This is a genomic window from Gracilimonas halophila (assembly GCF_042684365.1).
GTDB classification, from domain to species: Bacteria; Bacteroidota; Rhodothermia; order Balneolales; family Balneolaceae; genus Gracilimonas; species Gracilimonas halophila.
This window is the reverse complement of sequence record NZ_JBHULI010000024.1, coordinates 65,797-86,597: the sequence shown is the minus strand read 5'-3', so window position 1 is coordinate 86,597 and position 20,801 is coordinate 65,797. Positions and strand designations below refer to the sequence as shown.

Annotated in this window: 18 protein-coding genes; 1 reads left to right on the top strand and 17 read right to left on the bottom strand. The window is 41.7% G+C overall.

What is annotated here, in order from left to right; translation table 11 throughout:
- Window positions 1-64: 64 nt before the first annotated feature.
- From pnp to ACFSVN_RS06690, 8 genes are all read right to left on the bottom strand, one after another.
- Complete coding sequence (gene pnp / locus ACFSVN_RS06725; protein ID WP_390300326.1) at window positions 65-2,176, bottom strand: polyribonucleotide nucleotidyltransferase; 2,112 nt, start codon at window positions 2,174-2,176, stop codon at window positions 65-67.
- Between the two features lie 117 nt (window positions 2,177-2,293).
- Window positions 2,294-2,563 (bottom strand): 30S ribosomal protein S15, encoded by a 270-nt coding sequence (gene rpsO, locus ACFSVN_RS06720; protein WP_390300324.1) that lies wholly within the window; start codon window positions 2,561-2,563, stop codon window positions 2,294-2,296.
- Window positions 2,564-2,676: 113 nt separating this feature from the next.
- The gene (locus ACFSVN_RS06715; RefSeq protein ID WP_390300322.1) at window positions 2,677-3,606 is read right to left on the bottom strand and encodes a bifunctional riboflavin kinase/FAD synthetase; all 930 of its coding nucleotides are present in this window, start codon (window positions 3,604-3,606) and stop codon (window positions 2,677-2,679) included.
- Entirely contained in the window at window positions 3,594-4,337 is a 744-nt protein-coding gene (gene truB, locus ACFSVN_RS06710; protein WP_390300320.1) for a tRNA pseudouridine(55) synthase TruB, read from the bottom strand. Before truB ends, ACFSVN_RS06715 begins: the two co-directional genes overlap by 13 nt.
- A 4-nt stretch (window positions 4,338-4,341) precedes the next feature.
- On the bottom strand, window positions 4,342-4,716 hold the full coding sequence (rbfA, locus tag ACFSVN_RS06705; RefSeq protein WP_390300318.1) for a 30S ribosome-binding factor RbfA: 375 nt from the start codon (window positions 4,714-4,716) through the stop codon (window positions 4,342-4,344).
- A gap of 81 nt (window positions 4,717-4,797) precedes the next feature.
- A complete protein-coding gene (gene infB, locus ACFSVN_RS06700) occupies window positions 4,798-7,629 on the bottom strand; it encodes a translation initiation factor IF-2 (RefSeq protein ID WP_390300316.1) in 2,832 nt (943 codons plus the stop codon).
- Between the two features lie 56 nt (window positions 7,630-7,685).
- Window positions 7,686-8,942 (bottom strand): transcription termination factor NusA, encoded by a 1,257-nt coding sequence (gene nusA / locus ACFSVN_RS06695; protein WP_390300314.1) that lies wholly within the window; start codon window positions 8,940-8,942, stop codon window positions 7,686-7,688.
- Window positions 8,943-8,955: 13 nt separating this feature from the next.
- The gene (locus ACFSVN_RS06690) at window positions 8,956-9,420 is read right to left on the bottom strand and encodes a ribosome maturation factor RimP (protein WP_390300312.1); all 465 of its coding nucleotides are present in this window, start codon (window positions 9,418-9,420) and stop codon (window positions 8,956-8,958) included.
- Window positions 9,421-9,654: 234 nt separating this feature from the next.
- Between ACFSVN_RS06690 and ACFSVN_RS06685 the strand changes: the two genes are divergently transcribed.
- Window positions 9,655-10,107 carry a DUF192 domain-containing protein gene (locus ACFSVN_RS06685; RefSeq protein WP_390300310.1) on the top strand — a complete coding sequence of 151 codons (453 nt, stop codon included), beginning with the start codon at window positions 9,655-9,657 and terminating at the stop codon, window positions 10,105-10,107.
- A 7-nt stretch (window positions 10,108-10,114) separates the two neighbouring features.
- Here ACFSVN_RS06685 and fbp read toward each other — a convergent pair whose 3' ends face one another.
- The 9 genes from fbp to ACFSVN_RS06640 all read right to left on the bottom strand — a co-directional run bounded on the left by fbp (window position 10,115) and on the right by ACFSVN_RS06640 (window position 20,759).
- Window positions 10,115-11,143, bottom strand: coding sequence for a class 1 fructose-bisphosphatase (fbp, locus tag ACFSVN_RS06680; RefSeq protein WP_390300308.1), 1,029 nt, complete (start codon window positions 11,141-11,143; stop codon window positions 10,115-10,117).
- 79 nt (window positions 11,144-11,222) lie between these two features.
- Window positions 11,223-11,819, bottom strand: a complete 597-nt coding sequence (coaE, locus tag ACFSVN_RS06675) for a dephospho-CoA kinase (RefSeq protein ID WP_390300306.1) — start codon at window positions 11,817-11,819, stop codon at window positions 11,223-11,225.
- 18 nt (window positions 11,820-11,837) lie between these two features.
- Window positions 11,838-12,948, bottom strand: a protein-coding gene (gene prfB, locus ACFSVN_RS06670; protein WP_390300304.1) for a peptide chain release factor 2 whose coding sequence is annotated in 2 segments (ribosomal slippage) — window positions 11,838-12,881 and window positions 12,883-12,948 — 1,110 coding nt in all. Because the reading frame shifts where the segments join, the coding sequence is not laid out codon by codon here.
- An 18-nt stretch (window positions 12,949-12,966) separates the two neighbouring features.
- A complete protein-coding gene (locus ACFSVN_RS06665) occupies window positions 12,967-13,230 on the bottom strand; it encodes a DUF883 family protein (protein ID WP_390300302.1) in 264 nt (87 codons plus the stop codon).
- 114 nt (window positions 13,231-13,344) lie between these two features.
- On the bottom strand, window positions 13,345-15,120 hold the full coding sequence (locus tag ACFSVN_RS06660; protein WP_390300300.1) for an ABC transporter ATP-binding protein: 1,776 nt from the start codon (window positions 15,118-15,120) through the stop codon (window positions 13,345-13,347).
- A gap of 12 nt (window positions 15,121-15,132) precedes the next feature.
- Window positions 15,133-16,422: a ribonuclease Z gene (gene rnz, locus ACFSVN_RS06655; protein ID WP_390300298.1), complete on the bottom strand. Its 1,290-nt coding sequence runs from the start codon at window positions 16,420-16,422 to the stop codon at window positions 15,133-15,135.
- A 66-nt stretch (window positions 16,423-16,488) separates the two neighbouring features.
- Window positions 16,489-18,282: an ABC transporter ATP-binding protein gene (locus ACFSVN_RS06650; protein ID WP_390300296.1), complete on the bottom strand. Its 1,794-nt coding sequence runs from the start codon at window positions 18,280-18,282 to the stop codon at window positions 16,489-16,491.
- Window positions 18,283-18,315: 33 nt separating this feature from the next.
- The gene (locus ACFSVN_RS06645) at window positions 18,316-19,344 is read right to left on the bottom strand and encodes an NAD(P)/FAD-dependent oxidoreductase (RefSeq protein WP_390300294.1); all 1,029 of its coding nucleotides are present in this window, start codon (window positions 19,342-19,344) and stop codon (window positions 18,316-18,318) included.
- A 44-nt stretch (window positions 19,345-19,388) separates the two neighbouring features.
- Window positions 19,389-20,759, bottom strand: a complete 1,371-nt coding sequence (locus ACFSVN_RS06640) for an acyclic terpene utilization AtuA family protein (protein WP_390300292.1) — start codon at window positions 20,757-20,759, stop codon at window positions 19,389-19,391.
- Window positions 20,760-20,801 lie beyond the last annotated feature (42 nt).

Sequence of the window (20,801 nt, the reverse complement as noted above, 5' to 3'; positions counted from 1 at the left end):
TAAAAAAAGCTCCACACATTTGAACAATGTGCGGAGCAATTTAGGTCAATTGATTAACAAAGACTTACTCTTCTTCGTCTTTGTCCAACAATACTTTTCTTGACAGTCGAAGCTTATTACCCGGCTCGATCTTGAGGAGCTTAACTTCGATCTGATCTCCAACACTCATGTATTGACTTACATCTTTAACATGTTCGTGAGCAACTTCAGAAATATGCAGGAGTCCGTCGCGACCCGGTGCGATCTCTACAAAGGCACCGAAATCTTTAATAGATTTCACTTCGCCTTTATAAACAGCTCCTTCTTCGAGTTGCCCCGTTATAGCTTTGATTCGCTCCTGAGCTTCCTGGGCTTTATCAAGTCTGTCGGCAGAAATTGTGATCTGTCCGTTTCCTTTCTCATCTTCTTCAACCCAGATCTCAGTATCTGTTTCTTTTTGAAGGGTCTGAATTACCTTACCGCCAGGTCCGATAACTGCACCGATCATGTCACCATCGATCTCCATCTTGATAAACTGAGGAGCAAATTCTGATAGTGTTTCATTAGGAGTTGAAATGGTTTCAGCCATTTTACCCAAAATGTGTAAGCGACCAGTGTGAGCTTGTTTTAGGGCTTCTTCCATTACTTCGAATGAAATTCCTTTCACTTTCATGTCCATCTGGCAAGCAGTGATACCATCAGCGGTACCGGCAGTTTTGAAGTCCATGTCTCCCATGAAATCTTCTTCGCCACGGATATCGGACAATACTACTGAGTTATTCTCCCCAACGATCATTCCCATTGCTATACCAGCAACCGGCTTCTTCAGGGGAACACCGGCACTCATAAGCGCCATTGAACCACCACAAACGGAAGCCATAGAAGATGAACCGTTAGATTCAGTAATGTCAGAAATTATTCTGATCACATATCCAAAATCATCAAAGGGAGGCATCATCATTTTCAATGCGCGCTCGGCAAGGTGACCATGACCGATCTCACGTCGACCCGGACCTCTTAAAAATCCAGCTTCTCCTACAGAATATGGAGGGAAGTTATAGTGCAGATAGAATTTCTTGTCTTCTTCGTCGAACAAGGTATCAACACCCTGGGCATCTTTCTTGGTACCGAGTGTTACAGACACAAGTGCCTGAGTTTCACCGCGTGTAAAGATCGCAGAGCCGTGTGTTCTGGCAAGATATCCGACCTGAGTCCAGATATCGCGAACGTCTTCCGGAGAACGACCGTCAATACGACGTTTTTTCTCAAGTATCATATTGCGAAGTTCTTCCTTCTCAATATTACCGAGGATATCTTTAACCGTACCAATTTCTTCTTCGTACTCTTCTTCAAACTCAGCTACAACGCTGTCTTTAGCTTCTTTTAGCTTCTCGCTGTATTCTTCTTTACCAAGTCCGATATTTACTACTTCTTTGATCTTGTCGGTAGCTAACTCACGAACTTTATTCTCGATCTCTTCAGGATAGCCTTCCGCAACAAATTCACGTTTTGGCTTGCCATACTCTTCTCTGAGTTCTTCCTGAAATTCACACAAAGTGATAATAGAAGCATGTGCTGCTTTGATAGCACCTAACATTTCTTCTTCAGAGATCTCACCCATTTCACCTTCCATCATCAAAACAGAATCGGCAGTACCGCCAACGATCATATCGATGTCACTGTTTTCCAGTTCAGAAAGTGTTGGGTTGATCACATACTCACCATCAATGCGTCCTACCCTGACCTCAGCCATGGGACCATCAAATGGCACATCTGACATATGCAGAGCAGCTGAAGCTCCAAATCCACCAAGAACATCACCATCGTTTTCTCCATCTGAAGAAAGTACGCTTGAGATGATCTGTGTTTCACATAAATATCCTTTAGGGAAAAGCGGGCGTAAACTTCGGTCAATCAAGCGACTTGCTAATACTTCTTTCTCAGAAGGACGTCCTTCACGCTTCATGAATCCACCGGGGAAACGACCGCCGGCTGAAAAACTCTCTCTGTGATCTACTACTAACGGGAAAAAGCCTTGTCCCGGTTTTGGTTCTTTTGCACTCACAGCGGTACATAACACCTGGGTATCACCCATGCGAACCACTACAGCGCCATCGGCTTGCTTGGCAATCCGGCCTGTTTCAATTGAAAGCACCTTACCCGGTGCAAATTCTACACTTCTTATTTGTTCTTTCATTTGTCTTCTTTGTCTTTTTGATTTACTGAATCCCGCCAACAACAGATAAGAAATGTAATAGCGGCAGGATAAATTGAAAAAGGCTCCAACATCAGGAGCCTTTTATAACGAATAAACTTACTTACGGATACCGAGTTCTTTGATAAGTTCTCTGTACTTCTCGATATCGTTTTTCATGAGGTAGTTCAACAACCTTCTTCTTTTACCAACCATTTTCAACAGTCCACGGCGTGAAGCGTGATCTAGTTTGTTGTCTTTCAAATGCTCGGTCAGGTCATTAATTCTTTTGGTTAGAAGGGCAATTTGTCCTTCGGTGGAACCCGTATCGGTCTCACTGTTACCAAACTTCTTAAAGATTTCTTTCTTTTCTTCTGCGGTTATGCTCATTGCAATGGTTTAATTAGTACTTGTATAAATCGATTTATAGTATTGAAAGATAGGGGTTTTTGGTGTAACGGACAATCCCTCAAAAGCAGATTTTATTAGCTTTATTACCTTTTTCAGCTCAGAATCTCTAAGCTTTTGTCTTTATCCGAATCCAACTGAGCTTTCAGTTCTTCTATTCCGTTAAACTTCTTTTCATTTCGAATACGTTCTATAAAACGAACCTGAATGGTTTCTCCATAAATTTCACGGTCGAAATCAAATATATTCACTTCTATGGTTCGAACCGGATCATCAAAAGTAGGCCGCACTCCAATATTCATCATCCCGCCAAACCATTCTCCCTGAACCCGTACTTTCACAGCATATACCCCATTTTTAGGAATCACTTTGTTTTCATGCTCCGGTTTCAAATTCGCAGTCGGGTAACCGATGGTTCTTCCCCTCTCATCACCGTGCATTACAATACCGTTGAGCAGATAATTTCGGTTCAGGTATTCCGCTGCTCTTTTCACATTCCCCTCTTCAGCCAGAGTTTTGCGAATTACCGTACTGCTAATGGTCACATCTCCCATTTCCTGTTTTGATACTACATAGGAATCAAAGCCAAGTTCTTGACCCAAATTTTTGATGGTATCAATGGTTCCTTCACGATCTCTTCCAAAGTGGTGATCATAACCGATCACAAATTCACTGACCCCAACTTTCTTATGAATGATATCGCGTACAAATTCTTCCGAAGTCAGTAAAGAAAAATCGCGGTCAAATGGAATTACAAGCAACACATCCACTCCCAGATCCTCAAGGATCTCACACCTTTCCTTTAAAGTGGTGAGCAATTTTATTCCTTCTTTCCCGGGGTTAATGATCTCTCGTGGATGTGGGTCGAAAGTCACCACTACGCTTCTCGCACCTCGCTCTTTGGCTTTAGAGACTACCGTACCGATTAAGGCTCTGTGACCTTTATGAACACCATCAAAGGTCCCAACAGTAATTACTGAATTAGGTTGACGCGTAATGTCATTAAGTTCAATTAGCTCAGCCATATTTCTTTCAATTGATCTCCCATTTCATGTGGAGTTAATGCTTCCTCTATTGAAAAATGTCCTATTGAAGTTCGTTCCAATCCACTTAAATAGCCTTTTGAATCAAGGGCTTCACCAAGATCTCTTGCAAGTGAACGAATATAAGTTCCCTTACTGCATGTTGTCCTTATAGTCAGCTTTGGAGGGCTGAAGTTTATAATCTCATGTTCATGAAACGTAACCTGTCGTGGTAAACGAACCACTTCTTCTCCTTTTCTGGCGAGCTCGTAGAGTTTCTTTCCCCCGTATTTAAGTGCAGAGTACATTGGGGGAATTTGTTCGACCGTTCCGGTAAACTCATCAGACAAAACAGACTCTATTTTTTCTTTTGTGATATGTTTCCAATCCGCTGTTTCCGTTACTTCCCCTTCGGAGTCGTAAGTAGTTGTAGCTTCACCGAAAGTGATTTCAGCCGTGTAAACTTTGGGAAGATCCTGGATCAGAGAAATAGATTTTGTGGCACGACCACAGCACAGGATCAAAACTCCGGTCGCGAGGGGATCGAGTGTTCCTGCATGGCCCACTTTCTTTACTCTTATTCTTTTCCGGAGAAACTTGACCACATCAAAACTAGACCATTCAAGGGGCTTGTCTATAATGAAAACCCCTCCTTCCTTTAAGTCTGTGTCTTTGGTTGGTAAGTTATTTTTACCATACACAGGAATTTCATCCAAAGGAAGAGCTCGGGCCATTTACTTAATCTTCACTGGGTGATTCAGGATCTTCATCAGGAATGTCAACTTTCTTTAAAAGTTGCTCCATCTTGTTTACATATTCAGCTGTATCATCTTCATAGAAATGCAATTCAGGGATCTTTCGAACCTGATTTTTGATCTTGGAGGCTAATTCAAATCTGATCTCATCGATATGCTCATCAATAAACTCATATACCGGTTTATCGTCTCTGCCGGGAGAAAAAACGCTTAAGTATACCTTGGCAATAGACAAGTCGTCCGTCATTATCACATTTGTCACGGTAACAAAAGTACCACTAGGCTGATAAGACTGTTGGATTATCTCACCAAGGTCGCGTTTAATTACAGCTGCTAATCTTTCAGGTCTGAAACCCATGATCGTAGGTAAGAATTAATTTAAAAATTTAGTTCTGAAGGAAGAAATCAAGCTGTAATATTTTCATCACAGCTTAATAGCTTATCCGGCTGAGTCTTCAAGGGTACGTTTCTGTTCGGTGATCTTGTAACTTTCGATCTGATCACCAACTTTGATGTCGTTATATCCTTTAATACTGATTCCACATTCATAACCGGATGTAACTTCTTTCACATCATCTTTGAAACGCTTAAGGGCATCGATCTCTCCATCATAGATCACAACACCGTCGCGCACCAAGCGGATAGGATTGTTTCTTTCAACCTTGCCTTCCGTTACATAACAACCGGCAATAGTTCCAACTTTGGATACTTTGAAGATCTCACGAACGTCAACAACACCCATCATTTGCTCTTTGATCTCCGGTGAGAGTAGCCCTTCGAGAGCATCCCGAACCTCATCAACCGCATCGTAAATTACACTAAAGAGTCTGATATCAATCTCTTCTTCTTCGGCAAGCTTACGAGCTTGAGCTGTTGGTCTAACCTGGAAACCAATTATGATAGCGTCTGAAGCAGAAGCTAACAATACATCAGATTCAGAAATGGCACCTGCTCCGGTGTGAATAATATTTACTGAAACCTCATCGGTACCTAATTTCTGGAGTGAACCGGAAAGAGCCTCTATGGAACCATCCACATCAGCTTTGATAATGATATTCAATTCTGAAACTTCACCAAGAGCCAGTCGGCGAGAAATATCATCCAGTGTCATGTGCTTGGTAGAGCGCATAGCTTGCTCACGGCGGATCTGCATTCTTTCGCTGGCCACTTCTTTGGCTGTTTTCTCGTCGTCTGCCACAATAAGTTTATCACCGGCTTGCGGCATGTCATCAAATCCCATAAGCTGAACCGGTGTTGATGGACCTGCTTTCTGAATACGTTTACCACGGTCATTTTCCATTGCACGTACCCGGCCATAACATGGGCCGGCCACAAATGGATCTCCAACTTCAAGCGTACCACCCTGAACAAGGATATTCGCTACAATTCCTTTTCCTTTATCAAGACGGGCTTCAAGTACAACACCATCAGCACGGCGATCAGCATTTGCTTTAAGTTCCAGAAGTTCTGCTTCTATCAATACTTTCTCGAGCAGGTCTTCAATTCCTTGTCCTGTGTGGGCAGAAACTTCAGCATACTGAACCTGTCCGCCATATTCCTCAACGATCACATCATGCTCAGAAAGCTCAGCTTTGATACGATCCGGATTTACACCTTCTTTATCCATCTTGTTGATGGCTACCACTATAGGTACTCCGGCCGCTTTAGCGTGATTGATGGCCTCTATTGTTTGAGGCATTACTGAATCATCACCAGCAACTACAAGGATTACAATATCTGTTGCCTGAGCACCACGAGAACGCATTGCAGTAAAGGCTTCGTGACCAGGGGTATCAAGGAATGTTATCTCATTATCATTATGTACCACCTGATATGCACCAACGTGCTGGGTAATACCACCGGCCTCACCGGCTGCTACTTTCTCTTCACGGATGTAATCAAGTAAGGAAGTTTTACCGTGATCAACGTGTCCCATTACGGTAATAATTGGTGCGCGTGGATGCAGATCTTCTTCCTCATCCTCCGGGATAGTAAGCTCTTCATCAAGTTCTTCAGCATCAATAAATTCGACTTCCTTGCCAAATTCTTCCGCTACCAGTTCAATAGTACCGGCATCCAGTCTTTGGTTGATCGTTATCATTAAACCAATGGACATGCAAACTGAAATAATATCATTTACACCTACATCGAGAAGATCAGCTAATTCGTTAGCGGTTATAAACTCGGTTGTTTCTACAATATCTGATTCGAGTTCTTCAAGTTCCGCCTGTTTTTGCAGCTCTTCCTCACGCTCTTCTTTTCTTTCACGGCGACGTTTTGAACGCTTACTACCCACGGTTTTAGAAGACTGCATCTTCTTCATGGTTTCGCGCATCATCTTGTCTACATCAGTCTCATCGATCTCAGTTTTCTTCTTCCGTTTCTTCTTGGAAGTTTTTCTGGATTTTGAACTGCTGTCATCTTTCTTGGATGAGCTGTCATCCTTCCGGTCTTTACGTCGCTTTCTGGTCTTGCGTTTCTTCTTATCAGCGATATCACTAGTAAAAGAAGCTTTTCCTAATACTTTAGTTCCTTTGAGCTTACCGGCTGCTCCACGGATTATTTCCTCTTCTTCCTCGTCTTCTTTGCTGTCTTTTACATCTTCATCTTCGGAGTCCGAATCGGAATCTTCTTCAGCTTCAGTATCTTTAGATTTCTCTTTCTTGGCTTTAGCTTCGGCCTTAGCTTTTTCTTCTTTTTCTTTGGCCTCTTTCTCTTCTTTAGCCGCTTTTTCCGCTTTTTCCTTCTCGGCTTTCTTTTTCTCTTCTTCTTCCTTTTTCTTTGCTGCTTCTTTCTTCTTAGCCTCTTCCTCTTCTTTGGCTTCTTTCTCCGCTTTCTTCTTAGCTTTAGCTTTTTCGTCCTCTTCCTGATCTTCTTCCGGTTCCAAATCAGCTTCCGGTTCTAAATCTGCTTCATCCTTAGATCCATCATCTTCGGGTTCGAGGTCAGCAGTTTTGTCTTCGGGCTCTAAACCTATGCTGTCTTCTATGGGTTCCAATACGTTATCGATAGTTACGCTATCGTTACGCTGGTTCATCATTTGACTGCGGCGACTTTCATACTCCTCACGGGCTTTTTCATGATCAGCACTTTTCGCTTTGTCTTCTCCATAAACTTCATCAAGCGCCACATACATTTCAGGCGTAATCTTGAAGTTAGGACGATTTGCTGCATCAAAGCCGTTGTCATTTAATGTGTCCACGATAGATTGTGTGGCAACATTAAATTCCGCTGCAACTTTAAATAATGGTTTAGGTCTTTTAGACGTCATAAATGGGTTTTAAATGTGAGCTTTTAAACTAAGAATTTTTAAATGGAATTGCCGATTTAAGCCTCGTCCTCAAATTCGTATGCAATTACACCCATAATCTTCTCTGCCAGCTCGGGATCTATTTGTTCGTTCGTTCTGCTTACTAATTCATCTGCGTTTAATTCCAGTACAGCACGAGCGGTGTCACAACCGATGTCGTGCAGCATCTGAATCACATCTGCTCCGAAATCAACTTCGAATTCGTCAATATCAATATCGTCTTCTTCTTCAACTTCGCGGTATACATCAATTTCAACCTCGGCTAGTTTCGATGCCAAGCGAATATTTACACCACCCTTACCAATGGCTTTTGAGACTTCATCGGCCGGCACAAGCACATTTGCATGCTTATTAGCTTCATCCAGCTCTACTTTTAAAACCTCAGCAGGTTGAAGTGCCCTTTTAATAAATTCAATTTTATCAGGGGTGAAGTTGATCACATCAATGTTCTCATTCTGCAATTCACGTACAATGGCGTGAATTCGAATTCCTTTCATTCCCACGCAGGCACCAACCGGATCAACCCGCTCATCATGAGATAATACTGCAACTTTGGATCGGTCGCCCGGAGAACGTGCAATCCGTACCAATTCAATGATTCCGTCAAATACTTCGGGAATCTCGTTTTCAAATAATCTTTCCAGGAACAATTCTGAAGTTCTTGAGATGATCACCGTCGGGTTACCGTTGCGCATATGCACACCGGTTACTACTGCCCGGATGGTATCTCCTTTGCGATAGCGATCTTTATAGATCTGCTCACTTTTGGGAAGCAACAGCTCTACACCGTTGTGATTAACAAGGATGTCTTTATTCTGACGAACCTGATATACGTCACCGAGAATAATCTCTCCTACACGATCGGTGTAGTCTTCATAAATATTGTCTTTCTCAATTTCCCGGATACGCTGAGCCAGCTGCTGACGTGCCATTGTAACAGCACGACGGCCGAAATCGGTGATCTGGATTTCCTGAGCAAGTTCATCATAAAGCTCTGCATCAGGGTCTACTTTCTGAGCATCTTCCAAGGTGATCTCCGCAACCGAATCAGTTAGCTCATCGGCAGGAACCACTTCCTGTACATGGAGGATCTGGATTTCTCCCCGGTCAGCATTCAAGATCACCTCAAAGGCTTCGTCAGACTCATATTTTTTGCGGATCATAGTACGAAATACATCTTCCAGTATGGAAAGAAGCATATCGCGATCAATGCCTTTCTCATGTGCGATCTCAGCAAATGAGGAGATAATCTGTTTTGATAATTCGTTCTGCATCAGTTTAGCTTAATTAAATTACGGGGATGATTTTGGTTTCAACGATTGCTTCAAAAGGAATCTCTGTTTCAACTTCCTCTTCATCTGTTATAGCAACGTTATCTTCCATAATACCGGTGATGACACCTTCAATTTTTTTATATTCACCGGCTTCATTTTTGAATTTGATGGTAGCAACTCGACCTTCATTTTTCTTGTATTGCCTTTTATCACTCAATGGGCGACTTAATCCGGGCGATGAAACATTCAGTCTGTATTTGTTATCAAAAAGCTCATGAGCCTCGATCAAAAAACCGAGTTCTTTGCTGATATTGGAACAGTGATCTATGTTCACACCACCGTCTTCATTATCAAGTAACACCCAAACTTCATTCTGCCCGCCTCCCGTTTTCAGTTCCACATCTACAACAAAGAGATCGTGTTCTGCGGCAAGCGGTTCCGCTAAGTCTTTAATATTTTGTATGATATCTATTTGCATTTACACCAAATTCTGAAACAAAAAAAAGCGAGTGCCTTCCGACGCTCACTGCCTTTCAAAGGTAGCTCTATTTCGTCTAAATTTCAATGAAACAAAAGGATTGAAAGCAGATTCATTTTTTGGTTAAGAACTTTTGGCTTAATTTAGAGTTATCATCAAACTTAAAGGATCTCGTATTCATATACCCTCAACCCAGATCTTATGAAATCTATTTTTATTGCAGTTTTTAGAAGTATGCTAATTATCTGTCTTTTTATATCCTGTCAGGATAAAAAGTCCGAAGGTCAGTCTGAACAAAAAAAGGGAAGACAGCTTGAGCTAACAGAAGAAGTGACTTTTCTGGATCAGGATAATGAAGAAATTTCGAAAATTACTGTAGCCGTTGCCGATGATCAGCAGGAACGAAATCAGGGATTGATGGATGTTACTGAATTACCAGCTGATGCAGGTATGCTGTTTATCTTTCCCACAGAGGAGGAACTTAGTTTCTACATGGCAAATACTCCCCTGCCTCTTGATATCATGTTTGTAAATGCCGACAGTGTGATCATTCGTATTCATCACAGTGCAGCACCTTTTAACAGTAAGCAGTTATTTTCAGATGGCCCGGCTCAATATGTGGTAGAAACAAATGCAGGTTATGCCGTCTCAAATGATATCCGGGAAGGAATGAGAGTCCGATTTTAGAAAATTATTATTCCTGAGGTACTGATTTATACTCTTTCAGGAATTTCATGACATCTTCTACATTCTTTTTAGAGCCTATATAGATAGGAGTTTGTTGATGAATTTTTGTGGGTTCAAGTTCCATGATCCGTTTTTCGCCATCAGTCGCCATACCCCCTGCCTGTTCTATGATAAAACTCAATGGGTTACATTCATACATCAATCGTAATTTACCATTCGGATATCTGTTACTGTGTGGGTAAATGAATATACCCCCTTTTATCAGTGTGCGATGAATATCAGCTACCATAGATCCAATGTATCTCGCAGAATAGGGCCTTCCTGATTCTTGATCTTCCTCCTGACAGTATTTAATATATTGCTTAAGCCCAAGATCCCAGGAATTATAACTCCCTTCATTGATGCTATAAATATTTCCATAATCCGGCATTTTTATCATCCGGTCACTCAAAATGAATTCACCGATGCTTGGATCCAAAGTAAATAGTGAAACGCCTAAACCTGTAGTGTAAGCTAATATGGTACTGGAACCATATAACACATAACCGGCAGCGACCTGACGAACACCGGGCTGTAAAGCATCGGATTCCCTGAGTGCAGAATCGTAACGGGGCTCCCTCATATAAACTGAGAAAATACTTCCAATTGAAACATTCACATCGATATTGGAAGAACCATCAAGCGGATCTAAGTAGACGATATACTTACCGTTCTTGCTGCTCATCCTTACGATCCCGTCATTTTCCTCGGAGATAACCATACATGTAATAAGTGAACGGTCTAAGGCTGAGATAAGCTGTTGATCAGCAAAGAGATCTAACTTCTTAACAGCTTCCCCGTGTATATTTGTGGAGCCGTCAAAACCGAGTATATTGGTAATTCCTGCTTTATTAACCTCTCTGGAAATGATCTTGGCTGCTAAACCGATATCTCGAAGTAGCTGTGACAGCTCACCTGTAGCTCCGGGAAACCTGTTTTGGTTTTGAATAATGTATTCTTCTAAGGTTTCCAGTCTAGATTCTTTTTTACTCAGCATATCAAGTTTTATGTTTTGGAAGCGCTTTTTTGATAATATAAAGATGTTTGAGGGTCAAAATCTTTTCCTTTTCTATTTATCAGGTTTGCTCTATGATCTTTTTAAAGAGTTGCTGGGATTTGTTTTTAAGTTCTTTTAAAGTACCGTCATTTGTAATAACGAAATCTGCCAAATGAATAAGCTCATTAAAATCAGGTTGTTTTGAAATTCTATTCCGAATCTGTTTTTCTGAAGTCCGGTCTCTGTCTTTGGTCCGATCTATACGGTTTTCTTCATCAGCCAGCAGAAGCACTACATAATCAAGATCTTTTGGGCGTCCGTTATTTAATAAGATGGCTGCCTCTTTAACAAAAACTTTCACCCCCTCTCTTTTCTTCTCTTCTTCGATAAGCTTTGTATTCTCCCATAACACAGGGTGTACCAATTCATTCAACTCTTCTACCCTGCCTTTTTCAAAGGCTTGACCGGCTAGATATGATCGATCTAAATTACCGGATGCATCATAAGATTGCTCTCCAAAAACCTTTATGATCTTAGATCTTAGCTCATCATTTTCATTCATCAATTTTTTAGCAAGATCATCCGCATAGAGTATATAAGCACCCATTTGCTCCCATTCTTTACAGAGTGTGGTTTTACCTGAGCCAATTCCGCCTGTAACTCCAACCTTGATCATGGGAAAGTTTTGTACTGATTAAACTTCGGCATCCTGAAGCAGATATGCTTTTATGAATTCATCGAGGTCTCCGTCCATCACCCCGCTTACATCACTTGTTTCGTAGTTGGTACGATGGTCTTTAACACGTTGGTCATCAAATACATAGCTACGTATTTGTGAGCCCCATTCGTTTTTACTTTTAGAACCTTCCAGCTTAGCTTTTTCAGCTTCCTGAATTTCTTTTTCAAGTTCATAGATCCGTGATTTTAGCAATACCATTGCTTTTTCACGATTCTGTAACTGCGACCGCTCCTGCTGACATTCAGCCACAACCCGTTCCTTTCGTCCATCCGACAGCTCATCTTCCCAGATGAGTCGGACGGCCGTTTCCACTTTGTTCACATTCTGTCCGCCTGCTCCACTAGAGTGGAATCGCTGTAGTTCAACTTCACTTTCATTGATATTTACTTCAATGGTATCATCAATAAGCGGGGCTACAAAAACGGAGCAAAAAGAGGTATGGCGACGAGCGTTGCTATCGAATGGTGAAACCCGGACAAGACGATGCACTCCACTCTCTGCTTTAAGAAATCCATACGCATTATCTCCCTGAACTTCTATAGTGGCACTCTTGAGTCCTGCTACATCACCATCCTGGTAATCCACAACGGAAATCTTAAATCCGGCCTTCTCAGCCCATCGGGTGTGCATCCTATACAACATCTCAGCCCAATCCTGACTTTCTGTTCCTCCTGCTCCGGGGTTGAAGTTAACGATTGCATCCCTGTGATCATCAGGACCGCTGAGCATATTACGGAGTTCCATTTCCTCCAGAGCTTTTTCGAGCTTTTTGTATTCAGCGTCGAGGTCGGATTCTACATCTTCTCCCATTTCCTGAAATTCGAGATATACGTTGATGCTCTCGCGCAAAGAGTCGAGATTATCCCATCCCTCAACCAGACTTTTCTCATGATCCAGCTCTTTCATGATCGCCTGAGCTTTAGCAGGATCGTTCCAGAATTCGGGGTCTTGCGTTTGTTCGGTAAGTTCTATTATGCGTACTTTTCTTTTGTCGTAGTCAAAGGTACCTCCTGAGCGCGTCAATTCGCTCATAGAGTTCCTGTAGGTGATCTGTATTTATTGCCATCTGTAGATTTTAAATTTTTTATTTTCTTGTCAACAAGGCGCCGAGCACTAATCCGGCTACAAAAGCTATTCCCAAGCCTTGTTCAGGATGAGCGCGTACGTAGCGACGTGCATTTCGATACTCATGCTTTAGCTCTCGTTCCAAACCATCCCGTTCATATTTCAAACGATCCAACAATACATCATAAGTCTCTTCAGCTTTATCCTGAAGTTTCTCGGTGGTATCGTAAATGGTTTCTTCAATGTCTTTTTTTGTAGTAGATTTTTTCTTTCTATCAGCCATGATATTCTCCTGTTTTGATTCACTGAAAATACGAATTCATTTGTTAAAAAATTACTTGACTGCCTTTCTCTAAAATGATTGAAATTTTAGGTTTCAAGCAACATATAAAAGAAATTATTTAGCAACCAGCTGGTCTTTATATTGCAATTCGTATAGCTTTTTATAAAGCCCGTTTTCCTGAAGCACAAGCTCTTGATGACTTCCTGATTCCCGGATCTCCCCTTTGTGCATCACCAGGATCCTGTCTGCATGTTGAATGGTCGAAAGCCGATGTGCAACAACAATTGAAGTTCTACCTTCCATCATTAGACGACTTGATTCCGTTACCAAAGATTCAGTTTCAGAATCAACACTTGAAGTAGCTTCATCAAGGATCAGAATCTCAGGGTTGTAAACTAAGGCCCTTACAAAACAGATGAGCTGACGCTGTCCCATAGACAGTGATGCTCCTCTTTCCTGAAGAACATAGTCATAAGTTTCGGGAAGTTTCTCAATGAACCTGTGCGCCTCTACTTTGTGCGCAGCTTCGATCACTTGCTCTCTGGTAATATCAGGATGTCCAAGTGTAATATTGTCAAGGATGGAACCGGAGAATAAGGCATTATCCTGCAGCACCAAGCCAAAATGAGAACGAAGATCATAAAGTGAAAGATCTCTTATATCAACTCCATCGATCTTTACACTGCCTTTCTCTATATCATAAAAACGCATAAGGATATTTATGATCGTTGTTTTACCTGCCCCTGTTGCCCCAACAATGGCTATATCCTCTCCGGGTTCAGCAGTAAAAGAAACATCTTTCAACACATAGTCTTCATCTTGATTGTACTTAAACCATACATTTTCGAATTCGATCTTTCCTTTTGGGTCTTTGATCGCTGTAGGGTTATCTTTTTCCAGAACTTTTGTTTTAGTATCTAACACTCCAAAAATACGTTCTGATGATGCTAAAGCAGATTGAAGAGTGTTGAACTTTTCCGACAAACCTTGAATTGGGCGGAAAAACTGACGGGCATATTGTATAAAGGCCAGCAATACACCAAAAGTTACCCCATCCATTAGAGCTCTTGCTCCACCATACCACACAATGAGCGCCATAGCCAAACTTGCAGTTACTTCAACGATGGGCCAGAAAATTGCGAAGTAGAAGATCGTCTCGATGTAGGCATCTCGGTGTCCGGCATTGATCTTTTCAAACTTCTCTCGTTGTTTCTCTTCCCTGTTAAAAAGCTGAACCACATCCATCCCGTTTATGTGTTCCTGCACAAAGGAATTCAACTGGGCGATCTTATCCCTCACTTCAAGAAATGTGGCTCTGACTTTGGCCTTGAACCAAAATGTGGCATAGAATAAGATAGGCAATACAGTAAGGGTGACTATACTCAGCTCCCAATTCATGCTAAACATAAAGTAGAGGATAAATATTATGCGAAACAGATCACCCGTTATCGCAACGACCCCATCGGATAATAATTCACTTAGGGCTTCTATATCACTTGTGGTTCTGGTAATAAGCCGGCCTATGGGATTTTTATCGAAGAACTGAACATTCAGTGTCTGGATCTTTTTAAAGACAGTATTCCTCAGTGAATAAAGTGCGTTCTGTCCAAACCACCTGGTTATATAAGTGTTAAAAACCAGTAAAATAAATTCACCGAGTAAGGCCCCTCCCAACAAGGTTATGATCCACCAAAGACCCTCAAAATCATCTACAGCAATGTACTCATCAACTGCGATCTGGGTAAGTTTTGGGCGTATCGTGCCTAAATAGGATGCCGACAGAGTAAGACCGATGGCTAATAGAACGAACCATCGGTAGGGTTTTAGGAAAAAATAAAGCCGCCGAATCAGGGTGGTATCGACGGCTTTGGAATCTTGTTTGTTGCTCACTTAATTGTTTGCTTAGAATCTGTCAAAATCATCATACGAAGATCTTGGAGTGATCTTTCGGGGTGAACTTGAGTCAGAATCGTCTTTTTTATCTTTTATGTTAGCACTGTAGGTGCTGCTTCCATAGGTTTTTCTTTTGTAATTATCGCTTTTACCCCGGCTGTCAGTCCTTTTTGAACTGCTGGAACTGCTGCTTCGCCCCCGACTACTGCTACTGCTGCTTCGGGAACTGCTTCTTCCACGGCTGGAGCTTCCGCCTTTACGGCTTCTGAAATTCTTCTTGCCGCCACTCTTGTAATTCTTTTTGCCCTTATAATTACTTCCTCCGGATTTCTTATCGATCTCGTTGATCTCAACCTTCGGAGTGATAATACCACGCTCGTGCATTGGATCCGTGAAAATAGGTCGGAGTTCGTTAGCAAGCCAGGCAGGATAAAATCCTTCACGGGCTTCTTTCAGTAGATCATGCTCATTGGTGTAACGAGCTGAGAAATGCCCGATCACCAAAAGTTTGGTTTGGGCTTCCGTTGCCACACGTGCAGCATCTACAGTAGAAGAATGTCCTGTTTCACCTGCTTTATCATTCAGATCTTTACCAAAAGTGGCTTCATGATAAAGGATGTTGGTATTCATCGCCAGTTTAACGGCATTCGGAGTGTACTCTGTATCAGTAACGTAAGCAAAGCTGTCTCCTGGACGAGGGTGGCCTACTATATCTGATGATTTAACAACACTGCCATCATCAAGCGTTACATCATTTCCGGCTTTTAACTCTTTAAACTCTTCGTCTTTGGATATACCCATTTTCTCAGCCTTTTCAGCATCAACTTTTCCGGGTTTATCCTTTTCCTGAAACCGATATCCAACACAGAATTTGGTATGTTTTAGCGGTCGGGCTTCTACATAATATTCATCTTCATCATGCACCACGTCCGATTCAATATCTTCTGCGATCTCATGAAAAGTGATCTCATAATTAGCATCTATATCCGCAAATTTTAAATTCCATTCTACAAAGTCCTTGATTCCTTTCGGACCAACAATGTGTAATGGTTTTTCTCTGCGTTGAAGCTGAAGTGTGGCCAGTAATCCAAGTAATCCTGAATAGTGGTCCACATCAAAATGTGTGATAAAAATTGCTTCGATCTTTGATCTCTTGATACCGGCTTGCAACATGCGCATTTGTGCATTTTCCCCGCAATCGAAAAGAAACACACTTCCTTCTCTCCATAATGCAACTGAGGGTAAATGCCTGACGGCTGTTGGGGTTGCTGATGCCACTCCTAAAGGTACTACAATCATTGTTCTATCTCCCGTAATGTATGTTTTATTTGGGGCGTTGCTTTCATACAAGTGGCCCCGGTTTATTTATATTTCTGCCAATTCTTGTTCTAATATTTGTTTGTTATACATGGCTGTATATCTGCCATCTTTAGCCAATAAAGCTTCATGGGTACCTGTCTCTACAATCTGTCCTTCTTCTATATAGTAGATTTTGTCAGCGTCTTTAATTGTGGAAATGCGATGACTGATCATAATGGTTGTTCTTCCGCTTAACTCTTGTCGTAAATGTTTTAAGATCGCGTCTTCCGTTTTTGTATCCACTGCACTCAAAGAGTCATCAAATATTAAGATCTTGGGGGCTTTGATCAGGGCTCTCGCTATTGCTGTCCTTTGCTTTTGTCCACCTGATAAGGTAATACCCCGCTCTCCAAGCATAGTCTTAAATTTTTTCTCAAAATCCAAAATATTCTCTTTTACCTGAGCCTTCTCTGCTGCCGCTTCTATTAATCCTTGTGAAGCATCCTCAACACCAAATGCGATATTATCACCTATGGTATCTGAAAATAAAAAGGTTTCCTGAGGGACAAAACCGATTGCATCCCTAATTCTTGAAAGAGACCATTTTTTTAGGTTTTCACCATCCAATAATATCTCTCCTTCCGTTGGGTCAAATAACCTGGGGATTAATTGCACCAGTGTTGATTTCCCTGAACCTGTTCTTCCTACAATAGCGATATTCTCACCTGGATTTATCTCAAACGATATATTCTTGAGAACCATTTCGTCTGAACCGGGATAATGAAAACCTACATCCTTAAATTCTAAATGTCCCTTCACTTCTTGATCTACTTTGCCTTCAGCATCTTTGATCTCGATCGGTTCGTTCATTAATTCCTGAATTCTATTCCATGAGGCAAGTGATCGCTGAAATCGATTAGTCGTGTAACCCAAAGCAGCTACAGGCCAGGTCAGGTATGCAACATAGATCAGAAATTCTGCAATGTTACCTACTGTGATAGTTCCTTCTATCACCATCTCTCCTCCTTTCCACACCACAATCAGTAATGACAACCCAATAAGGAAGTTGAGAGCAGGATGAAACAAGGATTCGATCATATCAAGCCGCAGTTTCTTTTTCCGGTAATCCTCACTTTCATTTTCAAAAAGCTGCTGCTCATGGTCGATGCGATTGTAGGCTTTGATCAAACGTATAGCTGAAAAGGTCTCTTTTGCGCGACCTGCCATGGAAGAATATTGCTCCTGAATAATGGTTGAATGCCGATGTATAAATCCGGTTATCCAATAAGCAAATACAGAAATGAAAGGAAGGGGAATAAGCGCCCAAAAGGTTAGTTCAGGGTTAACAAAAAACATCATGGTAAGTACGAAACCGGCACGTGTTACGGTATTGATACTGTACATAATAACCGGCCCATAGTAATCACGTACCTTGCCAACATCTTCAGTAGCCCTTACATAGGTTTCTCCGGATGAATTTTCAGCAAAATAGCGCTGGGACAAATTCATTAATTTCTTCACAATATCATTCCGGATATCAAACTCTACCTTCCGAGATGTCACTATCAGGGTTTGACGTGTAGCAAATAACAGGACTCCATACAACATTACTGTTCCAATTAGTATCAAAGAATTGGTAGCCAGAATCTTAGAAGCTTCTGTAGAAAAAAGTGTTTGAACAATACTGGATGGGACTTCAAACCCCCTTCCCTCGAGGGATTCCACTTCATCCATGGTACGACGTATAAGCACCGGTATCCAAACGAGGAAGAAATTGGAAGCCGTCAAGAAAAGGGCTCCGAGTATCATCGTGCCTTTATACTTCTTGAGGTATTTATTGAGTTCTTTTAGAGCGCCCAAACCTATTCCGGTTAGTTGGCTTAATGTTATTTTTTAGTCAGCGAATTGTTCAGCCCAGTGTTTTCCGAGCTTTAATCCTGAAAGGTATGCCGATTCAACGGTGTTGCCATTTATATAACCACCAACCAAAGCAAGCGGAGTGTCGTTTCCTCGTATCTCCATAAAATCGTGCGGCAGAGGATTCTTAACTCGACTGTATCTCCAGAAGTGAAGCTGTTGCCATTCCGGAAGTCCGGCCCATCCCCCCAGTATCGTTATAAGCCGATCTGCAATAAGATCTTCAACTTTTTGACGATCAGAGTTCATGTTCATTTTAGCAAATTCAGAAGTTGTATGAATTACTAAGGTATTCTTGCCAGATTCTCTTTTAGTGGATTCATTTGATATCCATTCAATGATATCATCATCACATTCCAAAGCATTCCAATCCGGCATTTGTACTCCGGAATAACCTGTGAGAAGTGTAAACTGAGACTCATATTCCACCTCGTCTATTTCACGAACCATTTTCAATGTTTCTATCTCATCGATTGTGGTATTGAGCAAGGCATAAGCTTGACGAGCCGGGGCTGAGATCACAACGGCGTCTGCACTTTCGGTTAACGCAGTGGGGAAATTCAGCATCCAGCTTTTCTTCTTTCTTCGGTTTTCACCAATGTGTGTCAACCCTCCCACTTTCTCATTAAGGCGAATATCAAGATTTCGACCAATATACTTACCAATAGAATTCATTCCTTCTTTTGCAAAGTAATATTCAGAATCAGGAGTTACTTCAGATATTTCACCGCTTTCATTTCGGTGTACAAAAGTTCCACTCCAGGTACTCAAGATCCCTTTGGATGTTAACTCAGCAACAAGCTCTTTAAACTCATCTGATGTGGCTGTGAAGTAAGGAACCCCATGGTCAAGCTTTTGCTCATTTCCTTTACCCGCATACCGGGTAGCTAAACGGCCTCCGTAACCACCACTTTTTTCAAAAACGACAACTTCGTGTCCAGCTTTTACTAATTCACGTCCTGCTGCCAAACCTGAAATTCCTGCTCCAATAACTGCGATCTTCATATTCATCTGTATTTTGCCGTTAAAAAAATTATCGGCGGTTATATTTAATCTATTTCAAAAACGGTAACTCTTGGTGTGACAGCCTCTTTATCCAATAAGGCAGGCCAGTAAGCCACTACATCACTTGCTTTTGGACGCCCCCCGGCAAAGCCTGTTACTCCACTTGGACCGGTTAAGATAAGAGGTGCAATTTCCATCCCAAAGCGATTTAAATCGTTTTTACGTTCTCCAGATACTGAAATCCTCATCTGAATTTCATCAAATTCAGTATTCAGAGCTTCCTCCGTAACCGGCTGTTCCGAATTACCATTGTAACCGATGTATTCTTTGTTGAACTCATTGAATTGAAGCCCAAGATTTTCTGCCCTTTTCTCTAAGATCTCTGCACCCTTTACAGCTTTCTTTAGTGCATCAGGCCAACAGTAAACAAGCGTTGCCGATAATTTATACCCGTCATTATAGCTTGCTGAAACTTTATAAGTCGGTGTATCAGGATGGCCTTTAATTCCGGTTACTTTAACTTTGTTCTTTTCAGTCTCTTCCACTTTTATGGATGTAAAATCTGCTATCACGTCCGGAGTGATATACTCTGCCGGATCCCCAATTTCATAAAGTAATTGCTCTTTTACCGTCATCGCACTTACAAGCCCACCGGTTCCCTCATGTTTAGTAACAAAAAAATCACCGTCAGGATATGCCTGTACGATAGGGAAGCCTATATCTGTAAAGTCTTCAACCTTTTCCCAGTCCGTGAAGTTACCGCCTGAGGATTGTGCTCCACATTCAAGGATATGGCCTGCAATTGTTCCTACCGCCATCTTGTCAAAATCATCCAATTCCCAGCCAAACTCGTGGATCATGGGGGCGAGGGTAAGACCGGTATCTGTAACTCGTCCGGTAATGATCACATCCGCACCTTTTGCCAATGCCTCAACTATAGGCTGACATCCAAAATATACATTGGCACTCAATAGCTGGTCTTTGATGGTTGAGATCGGTCGGCCATTATCCATGTTCTTAAGCTCATGCCCATCAGCAATAAGCTCATCAATCTGATCCAGTATATCATCCCCGTCTACCACAGCTACCTTGAGTCCCGTATATCCTTTCTCTTTTGCAACTTTAAGGATCTCATCTTTACAAGCATTTGGGTTCACCCCTCCGGCATTGCTTATAACCTTGATACCATCATTTTTGATCTCGGGCAACACCTGTTCCACAACATTCACAAAATCCCTGGCATATCCCCAATCCGGATTTCGCATTCTTTGTTTCTGCATAATGGACATTGTTACTTCAGCCAGATAATCCATAACAAGGTAATCAATGGGCCCTTTTTTAGCCTGATTAACCGGAGCATTTGGAAGATCGCCCCAAAAACCCTGACCTGATGCAATTCGGATAAACTCTTTCATAAAAACTGCTTATTTGATACAACTGAAATTCGCGCTGAATAT

What these genes read in the sequence shown, in the direction of transcription:
- pnp (WP_390300326.1), bottom strand. Translation starts at nt 2,176, where the DNA reads ATGAAAGAACAAATAAGAAGTGTAGAATTTGCACCGGGTAAGGTGCTT.
- rpsO (WP_390300324.1), bottom strand. Translation starts at nt 2,563, where the DNA reads ATGAGCATAACCGCAGAAGAAAAGAAAGAAATCTTTAAGAAGTTTGGT.
- ACFSVN_RS06715 (WP_390300322.1), bottom strand. Translation starts at nt 3,606, where the DNA reads ATGGCTGAGCTAATTGAACTTAATGACATTACGCGTCAACCTAATTCA.
- truB (WP_390300320.1), bottom strand. Translation starts at nt 4,337, where the DNA reads ATGGCCCGAGCTCTTCCTTTGGATGAAATTCCTGTGTATGGTAAAAAT.
- rbfA (WP_390300318.1), bottom strand. Translation starts at nt 4,716, where the DNA reads ATGGGTTTCAGACCTGAAAGATTAGCAGCTGTAATTAAACGCGACCTT.
- infB (WP_390300316.1), bottom strand. Translation starts at nt 7,629, where the DNA reads ATGACGTCTAAAAGACCTAAACCATTATTTAAAGTTGCAGCGGAATTT.
- nusA (WP_390300314.1), bottom strand. Translation starts at nt 8,942, where the DNA reads ATGCAGAACGAATTATCAAAACAGATTATCTCCTCATTTGCTGAGATC.
- ACFSVN_RS06690 (WP_390300312.1), bottom strand. Translation starts at nt 9,420, where the DNA reads ATGCAAATAGATATCATACAAAATATTAAAGACTTAGCGGAACCGCTT.
- ACFSVN_RS06685 (WP_390300310.1), top strand. Translation starts at nt 9,655, where the DNA reads ATGCTAATTATCTGTCTTTTTATATCCTGTCAGGATAAAAAGTCCGAA.
- fbp (WP_390300308.1), bottom strand. Translation starts at nt 11,143, where the DNA reads ATGCTGAGTAAAAAAGAATCTAGACTGGAAACCTTAGAAGAATACATT.
- coaE (WP_390300306.1), bottom strand. Translation starts at nt 11,819, where the DNA reads ATGATCAAGGTTGGAGTTACAGGCGGAATTGGCTCAGGTAAAACCACA.
- ACFSVN_RS06665 (WP_390300302.1), bottom strand. Translation starts at nt 13,230, where the DNA reads ATGGCTGATAGAAAGAAAAAATCTACTACAAAAAAAGACATTGAAGAA.
- rnz (WP_390300298.1), bottom strand. Translation starts at nt 16,422, where the DNA reads ATGATTGTAGTACCTTTAGGAGTGGCATCAGCAACCCCAACAGCCGTC.
- ACFSVN_RS06645 (WP_390300294.1), bottom strand. Translation starts at nt 19,344, where the DNA reads ATGAAGATCGCAGTTATTGGAGCAGGAATTTCAGGTTTGGCAGCAGGA.
- ACFSVN_RS06640 (WP_390300292.1), bottom strand. Translation starts at nt 20,759, where the DNA reads ATGAAAGAGTTTATCCGAATTGCATCAGGTCAGGGTTTTTGGGGCGAT.